This is a genomic window from Pseudomonas sp. Z3-6, from assembly GCF_051131985.1.
Classification (GTDB): Bacteria; Pseudomonadota; Gammaproteobacteria; order Pseudomonadales; family Pseudomonadaceae; genus Aquipseudomonas; species Aquipseudomonas zanjanensis.
This window is the reverse complement of record NZ_CP071644.1, coordinates 4,630,598-4,644,252: the sequence shown is the minus strand read 5'-3', so window position 1 is coordinate 4,644,252 and position 13,655 is coordinate 4,630,598. Positions and strand designations below refer to the sequence as shown.

General features: G+C 62.3%; 14 protein-coding genes. 5 read left to right on the top strand and 9 right to left on the bottom strand.

What is annotated here, in order from left to right; genetic code table 11:
- Positions 1-3 precede the first annotated feature (3 nt).
- Both J3P88_RS20025 and J3P88_RS20020 read right to left on the bottom strand, forming a co-directional pair.
- Entirely contained in the window at positions 4-873 is an 870-nt protein-coding gene (locus tag J3P88_RS20025; protein ID WP_434571188.1) for an ABC transporter permease, read from the bottom strand.
- Positions 870-1,895 carry an ABC transporter ATP-binding protein gene (locus tag J3P88_RS20020; RefSeq protein WP_434571186.1) on the bottom strand — a complete coding sequence of 342 codons (1,026 nt, stop codon included), beginning with the start codon at positions 1,893-1,895 and terminating at the stop codon, positions 870-872. Before J3P88_RS20020 ends, J3P88_RS20025 begins: the two co-directional genes overlap by 4 nt.
- Positions 1,896-2,141: 246 nt before the next feature.
- Between J3P88_RS20020 and J3P88_RS20015 the strand changes: the two genes are divergently transcribed.
- Entirely contained in the window at positions 2,142-2,978 is an 837-nt protein-coding gene (locus J3P88_RS20015; RefSeq protein WP_434571184.1) for an IclR family transcriptional regulator, read from the top strand.
- A gap of 266 nt (positions 2,979-3,244) precedes the next feature.
- Here the strand turns inward: J3P88_RS20015 and J3P88_RS20010 are convergent, their stop codons facing one another.
- Positions 3,245-3,997 carry an anti-sigma factor family protein gene (locus J3P88_RS20010; protein WP_434571182.1) on the bottom strand — a complete coding sequence of 251 codons (753 nt, stop codon included), beginning with the start codon at positions 3,995-3,997 and terminating at the stop codon, positions 3,245-3,247.
- Positions 3,994-4,500: a sigma-70 family RNA polymerase sigma factor gene (locus tag J3P88_RS20005; RefSeq protein WP_186730707.1), complete on the bottom strand. Its 507-nt coding sequence runs from the start codon at positions 4,498-4,500 to the stop codon at positions 3,994-3,996. Before J3P88_RS20005 ends, J3P88_RS20010 begins: the two co-directional genes overlap by 4 nt.
- A 169-nt stretch (positions 4,501-4,669) precedes the next feature.
- Here J3P88_RS20005 and J3P88_RS20000 point away from each other — a divergent pair, with 169 nt between their 5' ends.
- On the top strand, positions 4,670-5,752 hold the full coding sequence (locus J3P88_RS20000; protein WP_186710014.1) for a catalase family peroxidase: 1,083 nt from the start codon (positions 4,670-4,672) through the stop codon (positions 5,750-5,752).
- Positions 5,749-6,285, top strand: coding sequence for a cytochrome b (locus tag J3P88_RS19995; RefSeq protein ID WP_434571179.1), 537 nt, complete (start codon positions 5,749-5,751; stop codon positions 6,283-6,285). The genes J3P88_RS20000 and J3P88_RS19995 overlap by 4 nt, the downstream gene beginning before the upstream one ends.
- A 178-nt stretch (positions 6,286-6,463) precedes the next feature.
- Here the strand turns inward: J3P88_RS19995 and J3P88_RS19990 are convergent, their stop codons facing one another.
- Positions 6,464-7,615 carry a M14-type cytosolic carboxypeptidase gene (locus J3P88_RS19990; RefSeq protein WP_186710017.1) on the bottom strand — a complete coding sequence of 384 codons (1,152 nt, stop codon included), beginning with the start codon at positions 7,613-7,615 and terminating at the stop codon, positions 6,464-6,466.
- A gap of 20 nt (positions 7,616-7,635) precedes the next feature.
- On the opposite strand from J3P88_RS19990, the gene J3P88_RS19985 reads away from it, so the two are divergent.
- Positions 7,636-7,851 carry a hypothetical protein gene (locus J3P88_RS19985; protein ID WP_434571177.1) on the top strand — a complete coding sequence of 72 codons (216 nt, stop codon included), beginning with the start codon at positions 7,636-7,638 and terminating at the stop codon, positions 7,849-7,851.
- 259 nt (positions 7,852-8,110) lie between these two features.
- On the opposite strand, the gene J3P88_RS19980 is transcribed toward J3P88_RS19985, so the two are convergent.
- Complete coding sequence (locus J3P88_RS19980) at positions 8,111-8,452, bottom strand: DUF6124 family protein (protein WP_434571176.1); 342 nt, start codon at positions 8,450-8,452, stop codon at positions 8,111-8,113.
- 131 nt (positions 8,453-8,583) lie between these two features.
- Here J3P88_RS19980 and J3P88_RS19975 point away from each other — a divergent pair, with 131 nt between their 5' ends.
- Positions 8,584-9,231, top strand: a complete 648-nt coding sequence (locus tag J3P88_RS19975; protein ID WP_186710021.1) for a LexA family protein — start codon at positions 8,584-8,586, stop codon at positions 9,229-9,231.
- A 29-nt stretch (positions 9,232-9,260) separates the two neighbouring features.
- Here the strand turns inward: J3P88_RS19975 and J3P88_RS19970 are convergent, their stop codons facing one another.
- The 3 genes from J3P88_RS19970 to J3P88_RS19960 are packed head-to-tail and all read right to left on the bottom strand — an operon-like array spanning position 9,261 to position 13,646.
- Entirely contained in the window at positions 9,261-11,210 is a 1,950-nt protein-coding gene (locus J3P88_RS19970; protein ID WP_434571174.1) for an acetyl/propionyl/methylcrotonyl-CoA carboxylase subunit alpha, read from the bottom strand.
- The gene (locus tag J3P88_RS19965; RefSeq protein ID WP_186710025.1) at positions 11,207-12,025 is read right to left on the bottom strand and encodes a gamma-carboxygeranoyl-CoA hydratase; all 819 of its coding nucleotides are present in this window, start codon (positions 12,023-12,025) and stop codon (positions 11,207-11,209) included. The genes J3P88_RS19970 and J3P88_RS19965 overlap by 4 nt, the downstream gene beginning before the upstream one ends.
- Positions 12,026-12,038: 13 nt before the next feature.
- The gene (locus J3P88_RS19960; protein WP_434571172.1) at positions 12,039-13,646 is read right to left on the bottom strand and encodes a carboxyl transferase domain-containing protein; all 1,608 of its coding nucleotides are present in this window, start codon (positions 13,644-13,646) and stop codon (positions 12,039-12,041) included.
- Positions 13,647-13,655: the final 9 nt, after the last annotated feature.

Here is a 13,655-nt window from a genome sequence, read left to right as displayed (position 1 = left end):
CCATTACCCCAATGACTTCTTGTAGCGGCCTTCGATCATCCGGTTCCACGACAGCATGATCAGCAGGTTGAGCAGCAGCAGCGCGACGGCAATGGCCGCGCCCATCGGCCAGTTCAGCTCCGACAGGTACTGGTCGTAGATCAACGTGGCGACCATCTTCAAGCGCCGTCCGCCGAGCAGGCCGGGAATCGCGAAGGAACTGGCGGCGAGACCGAACACAATCAGCGTGCCGGACAGCACGCCGGGCATGATCTGCGGCAGTACCACCTTGCGGATCACCGTGAACTGGCTCGCCCCGAGGGATAGCGCGGCCTGCTCGGCGGCCGGGTCGAGTTTCTGCAGCGAGGTCCAGACCGGAATGATCATGAACGGCAACATTACGTGGACCAGGGCGATGACCACGGCGAACGGCGTATAGAGCAGCTTCACCGGCGCGCCGCCGAAGGCTTGCAGGGCCTGGTTGACCAGGCCGTCGGCACCGAGCAAGAGGCTCCAGCCGAACGCCCGCACCACTACCGAAATCAGCAGCGGCGTGAGGATCAGGATCAGGAAAATCGAGCGCCACGGTGCGCCCATGCGGCTGAGAATGTACGCCTCGGGCACGCCGATCAGCACGCACAGGAGGGTGGTCAGGGCGCTGATCCAGAACGTGCGCAAAAAGATCTCGTAGAAGTACGGATCGGCCAACAGGCTGGTGTAGTGCACGAAGGTGTAGGCGTCGCCGTTGATGCCCGAGCTATAGTCGAATACGTTGAATGACAAGACCAAGGTCAAGCCCAGCGGAATGACCAACAAGCCCAGGTACAGGGCCAGGGCCGGCGCGGACATCAGGTAGCCTTGCCGGCCGCGGCGCATCGCATCGATCAGCTTCATGCCGGTACCTCGTCCGCGCTCAGTACCCGCAGCAGCGCCGGATCCCAATCCAGGCCCACCGCCGTGCCTTCGACCAGGGGCGCCGAGCCATCGTTGCGGCGCACCACGCAGAGTTCACCCAGGCGGGTGGAGACGCCGTACAGCCATTGGCTGCCGAGAAAGAAGCGGCTGGTGAGGGTGCCTTGCAGTCGTCCTGAACCAACCTCGCACAGGTCGATTTTTTCCGGACGTAAACTCAGCGTCAGCTCACCCTCGGCCGGGCTGCAGGCTTGAACGATACCCGCGCTGTCGCGCCTGCCGGCCAGCAGGTTGGCTTTGCCGACGAAACCTGAAATGAACTCGGTGCGCGGGTGCTCGTAAAGGGTGTACGGCGCGTCGATCTGGGTGATGCGCCCGGCCTGCATCACCACGACCCGGTCGCTGATCGACAGGGCTTCGGATTGGTCATGGGTCACCATCAGCGTGGTGATGCCGACTTCGCGCTGGATGCGGCGTATTTCGAACTGCATCTCTTCGCGCAAGTTGGCGTCGAGGTTGGACAACGGCTCGTCGAGCAACAGCACCGGCGGTTCGATCACCAGCGCCCGGGCCAGTGCCACGCGTTGGCGCTGGCCACCCGAGAGTTCGCGTGGGTAGCGGTCGGCGTGACGGTCCAGGCGGACCAGTTTCAACACCCGATCCACCCGTTGTTGCAACTCGGCGTTGGCCACTTTGCGCATGCGCAGGCCGAAGGCGACGTTGTCCTTGACGGTCATGTGGGGGAACAGCGCGTAGCTCTGGAACACCACGCCCAGGCCGCGGCTGGCGGGCTTGGCGTGGGTGATGTCGCGGCCGTCCAGCAGGATGCGCCCGCTGCTGACTTCGACGAAGCCGGCGATCATCTGCAAGGTCGTGGTCTTGCCGCAGCCGGAAGGCCCCAATAGCGAGACGAACTCGCCTTTTTCCACCGACAGATGGGTGGCGACCACGGCGTCGATGTCGCCGTAACGTTTGCCAAGCCCTTCAAGTTGCAAAAAAGCCATCGCTGCGCTCCACCTGGGATTGTTATGCGTCGCCGCAAGGCGCGCTTTTTTGTATGGGCAGATACGAAAGGGTGCTGCTGGGGTGCGTTGGCGCTCGACCTCAAGTCGGCTGCCGCTGTTGTTCGAATCGCCCCTGTATGGACGAAGAGTAGGACGAAGAATAGGATGGGCTCAATGGACTATTTCACTGAAGCGAAGACTATTTTCAATTTCATTCAGTGGATAAATTGAGTAATGAGAAAATAGATGAATAATTCCACTGATCGGAATAATGAGAAAGGCGAAGTCGGTGTCGGCGCAGTCTCCAGGCTGTTTGCCGTGTTGCGCAGCTTGGGCGACACGGTGGAGGGCGGTGAACGGGTGACGCAACTGGCCCAGCGCATCGGCCTGTCCCAGCCCACCACACATCGCCTGCTGCGCAGCCTGATGGACGAGGGCATGGTCGAGCAGGACGCGCGCAGCAAACGCTATCGCCTGAGCTTGGATTTTTTCGCCCTGGCGGCCCGGGCCGGGAACACCGGCAACCTGCGCGAGCTGGTGCGCCCGGCCATGCTGCGGTTGTCGGCGTCCTTGGGGGACTCGCTGTTTTTGCTCGCCCGCAGTGGTTTCGATGCCATCTGCCTGGACCGCAGCGAGGGGCCGTTTCCGATTCGCACATTCACCGGCGACATCGGTGGCCGCGTGGCGTTGGGCGTGGGGCAGGGCAGCCTGGCGATCCTGGCGTTCCTTCCGGAAGAAGAGCGCGACACGGTGATTCAATACAACCTGCCGCGGCTCAAGGATTTCCATTTGTACGACGAAGTTTTCCTGCGCACGGAAGTGGAGAACGTGCGCGCGCTGGGCTACGCCGGACGCAACACCGGCGTATTGCAGGGCATGGCCGGGGTGGCCGTGCCGATTCTCGACCGTGATGGCCGGGCCGTGGCGGCCTTGAGCGTGGCCACCGTGAGCGACCGGTTGGGCCCCGATCGCCTGCCGACGGTGGTGGATATGCTCAAGCGCGAAGCGGCGCTGATCGGGCCGCGGATCAACCCGTTCGACCCGTTGCTGCGAAGGCCTTCGCAGGTGTTTGGGCAGGGGTGAATACACACTCAAGAGCAGTTGACGTTCCCTGTGGGAGCGAGCCTGCTCGCGATAGCGGTGTGACAGTCGACATCATCTTTAATTGAACTACCGCCATCGCGAGCAGGCTCGCTCCCACATTGGATGTGTGATTTGTGCACGCCGCTGTTTACTTGTGGGAGCGGGCTTGCTCGCGAAGGCGGTGTATCTGCCGAGGTGATGTCGCCTGACACACCGTCTTCGCGAGCAGGCTCGTTCCCACAGAGATTTCCCATTGGCCAGGGGGCTTAGAAATTCAAGGTCTGCTTGAGCCGCTGCGTCGTCGGCGTATCACTCGGTATGACCATCGCATAGTTGTAGCCCGGCCCGGACCAGTACTCGGCCTGCAGCTCGCCATCGCGGCGACTGCCCCGGGGCAGCAGGAAATTCTTCGGGCCGGGAGGGCGCACGTAGAAGCTGATCTTCTGACCGCTCGGGTCCTGATAGACCACCATCGCCGCCGCGCCTTGCTCGGTGCTGAGCAAGCGCCCGCTGACCGGCTTGAACCCGGCGCTGGACAGGTCGGGCAGCCGGTCGGCCTGAGTGAAGTAACGGTCGAGCCAGTCTTGCATGTGCTGTTCGTCGCCGCTCTGGTAGTCGGCTGGGAGGATGCCCTGCTGAGCAATCAACCGGTATGCCTGCAGGGCATCGCCCATGGGGGCGGCGGCGCTGAGCAGGGTCATCTGCCGCGCCTGCCAGCCACCGAAGCCACCCACGCTGACGGCCAGCAGCAACACCGCGGCGTTGGCCAAGTGGCGGCGGGAGCGATGTTTCAGGCGCTGGCGAATCATGGCCGGGTCGAGGTCCGGGTTGGATGGCTGTTGCAAGGCGCCGCTCAGGGCCGTGCGCAAATGCTGCGCGTCCTGTTGCCAGGCGCGGACCCGGGCCGCGACTTCAGGCTGGTTGGCCAGGTAGGTCTCGACCAGGCGCTGGTCGGCTTCGCTCAGTTGACGATCGACGTAGGCGTGCAGGTCGCTGTCGCTGGGGGGCATGCTGATCATTTGAGTATCCGCAGGGTGGGGCGGGTGATTTCGCCATCGCTGAGTTGGCGCAGGGCCTGGCGGGCGCGGGACAGGCGCGACATCACCGTGCCGGTCGGTACGCCGAGGATGTCGGCGACTTGCTGGTAACTCAAGCCTTCCACCGACACCCAGAGCAACAGCGCGCGCTGTTCCGTCGTGAGCTGATCGAAGGCTTGCAAGGACGATTGCGCGATCACGCTGCGCTCGGCCGAAGGGTGGGCGTCGTCGCGGCCGGTGAAAAACTCCAGCATGCGCGCATACCGTCGGGAGCGGCGATGGCCGTCGAGAAACTGCCGATACAGGATCGAAAACAGCCAGGCCCGCAGATCGCCGTCCGGGCGCTTGTCGTTCCATTTGGACAACGCCCGTTCCAGGCACATCTGCACCAGGTCGTCGGCGTTGCTCGGGTTGCGCGTCAGCGACACGGCAAAACGCCGTAGCCTGGGGATGAGTTCGCGCAACTGTTCGTCGAGTGTGTTCATGAAAGTGTGGTTTCTGTGGGCAGTCACTGCACCGGGACTGGAAAGACGCCCCGCGAACGAGATTATTCCAGTGCAGGAAAAATAAATACGAGGCGTGGGAATAAACCTGGCGGGCCTTCGTCTGACGGGTCCTTTCCAACGAATGGCCTCGCGCCCCTGGAGCTTTCTCATGGTTGATCCTTCACCCTCGTCGAGCCGGCGGCCCTTGAGTGCCGCCGCCCTGACCCTGCGCCTGAGCGGCATCGCGGTGATTGTTGCCGCGCTGGCCGGGGCATTTGCCTACGTCAATGGCAGCCTCGACCCGCAGCGCTTGACGCCGGACGCGCTGGTCAATGTCCTGGAAAAAAACAATGGCATGCATCCGGGCTTTCGACGCAACCACTCCAAAGGTGTCTGTGTCGCGGGCTATTTCCAAAGCACGGGCGAGGCCAGCGCCTATTCCAGCGCCCAGGTGTTCACGCAGCCGCAAACACCAGTGGTGGGGCGTTTCGCCTTGCCCAGTGGCAACCCCTATGCGCCGGACGGCAGTGTGCCGATTCGCAGCCTGGCGCTGCGTTTTACCCAGGCCAACGGCCAACAATGGCGCACCGGCATGAACAGCATGCCGGTGTTTCCGGTGGGCACGGTCGAAGCGTTCTACCAATTCCAGCAAGCCCAGTCGCCGGACCCTGCCACTGGAAAACCGAACCCTGCGGCCGTGCCGGCGTTTTTTGCCGCGCACCCCGAAGCGGTGCCGTTCCTGCAATGGATCAAGACCGCCAAGCCGTCGGCCAGCTATGCCACCGAAACCTACAACGGCATTAACGCGTTCTATCTGGTCAACCCCGCTGGGCAGCGCCAGGCCGTTCGCTGGGGCGTGGTGCCGCTGAGCCAGGACGCCGCCGATGCGACGCCGCCCCAGGGCGCCGACTTTCTCGAACAAGACTTGGCGAAGCGTCTTGCCGCCGGGCCGTTGCGTTGGCAGTTGAACATCACCCTGGCCAACCCGGGGGATCCGGTGAACGACGCCAGCAAGGCCTGGCCCGCTGACCGCAAGGTGCTCAATGCCGGCACGCTGGTGCTGGAGCGCACCCAGGCCCAGGACAACGGCGAATGCCGCGACATCAACTATGACCCGCTGATCCTGCCCCAAGGGATCGAAGGTTCTGACGATCCGCTGCTGGTCGCGCGCTCCGCCGCCTATGCCAGTTCCTATCTGCGCCGTACCAGCGAAGTGAGCCAATTGCCCGCCACCCAGGAGTCCCGCCCATGAGCGCCCCTCGTCACTTTGTTCCGCTGGCTCGACTGCTCCACTGGCTGATGGCACTGATGATCATCGCCATGCTGTTTATCGGCGCGGGCATGGTCGCCTCGGTGTCCGAACGCCATGAATGGCTGCTGCAATTGCACAAGCCATTGGGCATCGCGATTTTGCTGCTGGTGATCGTCCGTCTGCTGGTGCGCTTTACCACTCGTCAACCGCCGCTGCCGGCCGATCTGCCGGGCTGGCAAGTGCTGGCGGCAAACGCCTCCCATGTGTTGTTGTACGCCTTGATGCTGATCCTGCCGCTGCTGGGCTGGGGCATGATTTCGGCGGCGGGGGACCCGGTGACGCTCAGCGACTCGTTGCAACTGCCTTCGATCCTGCCTGCCCACGCCCAGACGTTCGCGCTGCTGCGCAAGGCCCATGGGTACCTGGCTTATTTGCTATTCGTGACTGTGCTGGTGCATTTGGCGGCGGCGCTGTTTCACGCGTGGGTGCGCCGGGATGAGGTGTTGGACAGTATGTTGCGCGGCAAGGGCTGATGAACCCTGTGGCGAGGGAGCTTGCTCCCGCTGGGTGGCGCAGCCGCCCCAAATGGGCTGACGCAATCTTTCAGGCAGATTGCGTCAGCCGGTTTACGACGGCTGCGCCGCCGAGCGGGAGCAAGCTCCCTCGCCACAGGTGTTCACCTTAGACTAGGGAGATGATCAGGTCGTTGGCTCAGCGTAACTCGTCAACCATGGCCTCGATGGTGCTCAACACATCCTTGCCCAGTTGCATCGAGCGTTTGCCGGACCAGCCGGTGATCGGGTTCGGGTGATCGTCGTGGTCCTTGAATGGCATCTCCAGGGTCAGGGACAGGCAGTCATATTTCTGCCCGACTGCGTTACAGGCCAGGGTCATGTTGGCCTGGCCCGGTTCGTCGCGGGTGTAGCCGTGAGCGGTCTGGAAGTCTTTGGTCTGGTGCTTGAGTTGGCTGCGAAAGCGCTCTTCGAGCTCGGCGATGCGTGGCGTGTAGCCCGGGTTGCCTTCGCAACCGGCGGTGAAGACGTGGGGGATTTCCTCATCGCCGTGCGCATCGAGAAACAGATCGACGCCATACTTTTCCATTTGCTGCTGGACGAAAAAGACCTCAGGGCTGATTTCCGGACTGGCGTTCTGCCAGGCACGGTTGAGGTCCTGGCCCATGGCGTTGGTCCGCAGGTGACCATGGAAGGCGCCGTCCGGATTCATGTTCGGCACAAGGTACAGATCGGCCTTGGCGAGCAACCGGTTCAGTTGCGCATCGTCATGCTGTTGGAGGCGTTCGATCACGCCTTCCATGAACCATTCGGCCATGTGCTCGCCGGGGTGCTGCTGGGCGATGATCCAGACTTTGCGCCGGCCTTCGGCGCCGCTGCCCTTGCGCAGCAGTTGAATGTCCCGGCCTTCGACGCTTTTACCGACCGCCAATAGCTCGGTGCCGGCCTTGTGCTGTGCTTGCTCGATCAGCCAGTCATGACGGCCACGGCTGTAGGGTTCGAAGTAGGCGAACCAGGCGTGGGGCTGCTCGGCCTCCAGGTGAAAGCGCAGGGCGTCGCCTTCAAACTGGGTCGGAATGCGGAACCAATTGACGTGATCGTAGGAAGCAACGGTCTGGTAGCCCGTCCAGGCCTTGTTATAGGACGATTGACTGGCGTTGAGCAGGCGGAAGGAATATTCCTGGCCGACGTGCAAGCCGCTGGCCTTGAAATGGAACCACTGGAAATGGGCGCTGCGGGTGTCGGGCCTGATCTTGAGCAACGACTGCAACGGGTTGCTGATGTCGACGACCTCGATGTTGCCGCTGTCGAAATTGGCACTGATATCAAAGGAAGATTTAGCCACGGTCACGGTTCCTGGAAAGGATTTTCATGACCGTTACTTTACACGCAAGAAAGACGAAACCGGGACGATTTGCATCAGGTAAAGAAGGGGGGCGTCCTCCCTGGACGCGGAGCCAGCTTAGAGAGTCTGCAATTGATTCTCAAGTGCTGGTTGTCGTTAGTTTTCGCCTGTGTGGCGAGGCGACTCTTGTAAACAGATATTCATTTGTTATGATCGCCGCCATCGAATTGGCAGCACCCTGAAAGACTTCATTAGCCTGAAGACATAAGCCGAAAAATCGGCAAAAAAAGACCCGGCAAAAAGCCGGGTCAAAAACCGTGATTAGCCTGATGAGGAGATATTCCAGAAGTCCGACCTAAGGTCTTCTGGCCTATCGACTGATCTCGCGACCAGCTGATGCAATAATAATCATTATCATTTGGAAGTCAAATGATTTGATCGCATCGATTGGAAATTTTTTCTCTTCGTCCGCATTCGCGACGACATTCCAAAGGGTTACCGCTAGCGAGTAGGGTAGCCATCAAGGGATCGGTCGAGCATCACCTTGACCAGATCGATCATGTGCACCACCGAAAACGCCAGGTCACGACTCGAACCCTCCAACTGGTTGGCCGACTCATGGGCGGTCGCCGCTGCGCAGCGCAACAGGTCGCAGGCGTGGACAAGGGCTTCTTCCGCGTTGACACTGCGGCTGACCTCGAAGAAGCGATGTTCTGCCTGGGCTGGTGAAACACTTGGTTTCAAGTAGTAGTCGAGGGCGCGTTTGGCCGCCGGGCAATCCTGCAGTGAAGGGAATGTGCCATCGAAAGGGCTGCTGGGCTGGTCTGTATTGGGTGTGTCCATGGTGATGAAAATCTCCGTGTGTGGGGGCTGAACTCCTGAACCCAGAATAGTACTTACCGTAATTGTGACGACAATTTAAATACTACAATTTGTGTTTTGAGGGTCGGGGTCACCCACGTATCGTGCCGCACATGGATAAATGGATAGAGTTGGTCAAGGCCAAGATGAAGGAGCTGCACATCACGCAAGTGGTGCTCGCAGAGCGGTTGGGCATGTCCCAGGGCGGCGTCGGCCATTGGCTGACCAAGCGCCGGCAGCCCAGTGTCGACGACATGAACCGGGTCCTGCGGGAGCTGGGGCTGGAGTTTCTGGAAGTGGCGATGGTGATCCGCGAGCCGGACACCTCCACCGAAGAAGGCATGGCCCTGGCGCAGAAGTACAACCCGTACTTCCGTTACCCGGTCAGTGAGTGGCACGAGGTGGGCGAGATTCGTGAAGGTGATCCTGGCGCCTACAGCCAGGCGCGCTACGAACTGACGGACTACCACGCCCTGGGCGATGCATTCTGGCTGGTGGTGGTGGGCGATGCGATGACCGCACCCAACGGGTTGAGCATTCCCGAGGGCATGTCGATCCTGGTGGACCCGGCCATCGAGGCGGTGCCCGGCAAATTGGTGGTCGCTTGCCTGCCCGGCAGCAGTGACGCGACCTTTCGCAAATTGATCGAAGAGAGCGGGCAGCGTTACCTGGTTCCGCTCAATCCGACTTACCCGAAAAACCTGTACACCGAGCAATGCCGCATCATCGGTGTGGTGGTGCAGGCCACCATCAGGTTCTGACTGGATCGGCCCTGGGAGCGGGCCGATGCCTATTCTTCGAACGCCACCAGGGCGCTGCCTTCGCTGACCATTTCACCTTCCTGGCAGTACAGCGCCTTGATCACGCCAGCTTGGGGCGCACGAATGCTGTGCTCCATTTTCATGGCTTCCAGCACCACCAGTTGAGCCCCGGCCTCCACTGTCTGGCCGACATTCACCAAGACCCGCACGATGCTGCCGTTCATGGGCGCCACCAGGCCGCCTTGATGGCTGTGGCTGGCTTCGGCTGCGGCCAGCGGGTCGTACAGGTCGATCCGGTGCAGGTCACCTTCCCATTGCAGGTACAAGCTGTCGCCCTGGCGAATGGCCCGGTGGCTGCGGCGCAGGCCGTGGTGCTCGACCGTCAGTTGCTCACCCTTGAGTTCCGCGCAACAGATGGTGCCGTCCAGCGTCAGTGCGCGATCCTGGCCTTCACAGCTCAGGTGCAAGGTGGTTTCCCTGGGCAGCCCCAGACGCAACCCGGTGGTGCTGGCCCAGGGTGAGTCGGCATCATCGCCGCGTACACGCGGGGTCAGGCTCAAGGCGAACCCTTGGGCGGCGGCGAACCAGAACGCGTCATCCAATTCGCCGGGCTCTGGCAGTAATTGCGTCTGGTAACGTGGGATAAATCCGGTGTCCAGTTCCGCCGTTGCGAAGGCGGGGTGGGCGATGATCCGTCGCAGGAAGCCGATGTTGGTCTTCAGCCCGCCAATGGCAAATTCGTCGAGCATGCTCAACAGCCGCAAGCGCGCCTGCTCGCGGTCTTCACCCCAGGCGATCAGCTTGCCGAGCATCGGGTCGTAGAACGGCGAGATTTCATCGCCTTCTTCAACCCCGCTGTCGACTCGCCGCCCCGGCCCCTCGGCCGATTCGCGATACAACGCCAGCCGCCCGGTGGCGGGCAGGAAATCGTTGGCCGGGTCTTCGGCATACAACCGCACTTCGATGGCGTGGCCGCGCAGCGGTACTTGCGCCTGAGCGAGCGGCAATGGCTCGCCTTGGGCCACGCGAATCTGCCAGGCCACCAGGTCCAGTCCAGTGATCGCTTCGGTGACCGGATGCTCGACCTGCAACCGGGTGTTCATCTCCATGAAGAAAAATTCGCCCCGGGCATCCAGCAGGAACTCCACCGTACCGGCCCCGACATAACCGATCGCCTGGGCCGCGCGCACGGCGGCTTCACCCATGGCCCGGCGCAATTGCGGGGTCAGGCCGGGCGCGGGGGCTTCTTCCACGACTTTCTGGTGGCGGCGCTGGATCGAGCAATCGCGCTCGTTGAGGTACAGGCAGTTGCCATGTTGGTCGGCAAATACTTGGATTTCCACATGGCGTGGCTTGAGCAGGTATTTTTCCACCAGCATCCGTGAGTCGCCAAACGAGGACTGCGCCTCGCGCTGGGCCGAGGCCAGGGCTTCGGCCAGTTGGTTGACGTCCTCGACGACTTTCATGCCCTTGCCGCCACCGCCGGCGGTGGCCTTGAGCAATACCGGGTAGCCGATGCGCTCGGCGGCGTCGCGAAAGGTCTCCAGGTCCTGGGATTCGCCGTGATAGCCGGGCACCAGCGGCACTCCGGCGGTCTCCATCAACGTCTTGGCCGCCGATTTGCTGCCCATGGCGTCGATGGCCGAGGCCGGTGGACCGAGGAAGATCAGCCCGGCGCTTTCAATCGCCCGGGCGAACCCGGCGTTCTCGGACAGAAAGCCATAACCGGGATGGATGGCTTGGGCGCCGCTGGCTTTCGCTGCGGCGATCAATTTGTCGATTTGCAGGTAACTGTCGGCAGCCTTGCTGCCGCCCAGGTCCACGCGAATGTCGGCTTCACGGCTGTGGCGGGCATCACGGTCGGTGGCGCTGTGGACCGCAACGGTGGTCAGGCCCATGGCCTTGGCGGTGCGCATCACGCGGCAGGCGATTTCGCCGCGGTTGGCCACCAGCAACGTAGTGAGGGCAGGGGCGCTCATCGACGCGACTCCTTGTTATTCGATTCGGCTTGCCAGTTCGGCGCACGCTTTTGCAGAAAGGCCCGCAGGCCTTCCTGGCCCTCCGCGCTGACGCGGATGCGGGCGATGGCGTTTTCGGTATAGCGTCGCAGCGCCGGGGTCAGGGCGCCGTTGCCGACTTCACGCAGCAGTTCCTTGCTGGCGCGCATGGCCGCCGGGCTGTTGAGCAACAGGTTGTCGATCCATTGTTCGACCTGCTGGTCCAGGGTCTCGACTGGGTAACTTTCCGACAGCAAACCGATCTCTTTCGCACGCTGCCCGTCGAAACGTTCCGCTGTCAGCGCATAGCGACGCGCCGCCCTCTCGCCGATGGCTTGCACCACGAACGGGCTGATCACTGCCGGGGCCAGGCCAATGCGCACTTCCGACAGGCAAAACTGTGCTTCATTGGCGCCAATGGCCATGTCACAGGCACTGATAAGCCCCAGCGCGCCACCGAACGCCGCACCCTGGACGACAGCCAGCGTAGGAATCTTCAGTTTGGCGAGGTTGTACATCAGCTCCGCCAGTTCCCGGGCGTCATCGAGGTTGGTGTGGTAGTCGAGCTCGGCCGACTGCTGCATCCAGGCCAGGTCGGCGCCGGCGCTGAAATGCTTGCCGCGACCGCGGATCAGCAGGAAACGCAGGTTTGGATCGCTGCCGACGTGATCGAGGGCGAGGATCAGTTCGCGGATCATTTCGGCGTTGAACGCGTTATTCTTCGACTCGCGACTGAGCCACAGGGTGGCGACGCCCCGCGGGTCGGTGTGCAGTTCGAGGGTGTTGAAGTTTTCCATGGTCATTCCCCGTTTACATCCGGAACACGCCGAAGCGGCTCGGTTCGATAGGCGCGTTCAGTGACGCGGACAAGGCCAGGCCCAGTACATCGCGGGTCTGGGCCGGGTCGATGACGCCGTCGTCCCACAGCCGTGCGCTGGAGTAATAGGGGTGACCCTGTTCTTCGTACTGATCGAGGATCGGTTGTTTGATCTCGGCTTCCTGCTCGGCGCTGAAGGGCTGGCCACTGCGTTCGGCTTGTTCACGCTTGACTTGCACCAGCACGCCGGCCGCCTGCTCGGCCCCCATCACGCCAATTCGCGCGTTTGGCCACATCCACAGGAACCGTGGATCATAGGCGCGGCCGCACATGCCGTAGTTGCCCGCGCCGAAACTGCCGCCGATGATCACGGTGAATTTCGGCACCTTGGCGCAGGCCACTGCGGTCACCAGTTTTGCGCCGTGCTTGGCGATGCCACCGGCTTCGTATTTCTGCCCGACCATGAAACCGGTGATGTTCTGCAAGAACAGCAACGGGATCCCGCGCTGACAGGCCAGTTCGATGAAGTGCGCGCCTTTCTGCGCGGCCTCGGCGAAGAGGATGCCATTGTTGGCCAGGATTGCGATCGGGTAGCCGTGCAAATGAGCGAAACCGCACACCAGGGTCGTGCCGAACAGCGCCTTGAACTCATCGAACACCGAACCGTCCACCAGGCGCGCGATCACTTCCCGCACATCGAACGGCTGCTTGGCATCGGCCGATACCACGCCGTACAGCTCATCGCTGCAATACAGCGGGGCGATGGGCTGGCGACGCTGCAACTCACCGAGTTTGCGCCAATTGAGGTTGGCCACGCTGCGCCGGGCCAGGGCCAGGGCATGTTCGTCGCTTTCGGCATAGTGATCCGCCACGCCGGAAATCTTGCAGTGCACATCGGCGCCGCCCAAGTCTTCGGCGCTGACCACTTCACCGGTGGCGGCTTTTACCAAGGGTGGGCCGGCGAGGAAAATCGTCGCTTGCTGGCGGACCATGATCGCCTCGTCCGCCATGGCCGGCACATAAGCGCCGCCAGCGGTACAGGAACCCATGACCACGGCAATCTGCGGGATACCCAGGGCGCTCATGTTGGCCTGGTTGAAGAAGATCCGGCCAAAGTGCTCGCGGTCCGGGAATACTTCGTCCTGGCGCGGCAGGTTGGCGCCGCCTGAATCCACCAGGTAAATGCACGGCAGGCGATTCTGCTGGGCGATGGTTTGGGCGCGCAGGTGTTTTTTCACCGTCAACGGATAGTAGGAGCCACCTTTGACCGTCGCGTCATTGGCGACAATCATGCATTCGACGCCTTCCACGCGGCCAATGCCGGCAATCACGCCGGCCGCCGGCACGTCTTCGCCATAGACTTCATGGGCCGCCAATGGACTGATCTCCAGGAACGGCGAGCCCGGATCCAGCAATCGGTTGATGCGCTCACGGGGCAGCAATTTGCCTCGTGAAGTATGCCGCTCCTGGGCCTTGGGTCCGCCGCCCTGGCGAATGTGCGCGAGCAGGGTGCGCAGGGCTTCGACGTGTCCGAGCATCGCCTCGCGGTTGGCGATGAACTCCGGTGAGCGCGGGTTGAGCTGAGTGTGCAGCGTGGCCATGGTCAGCTC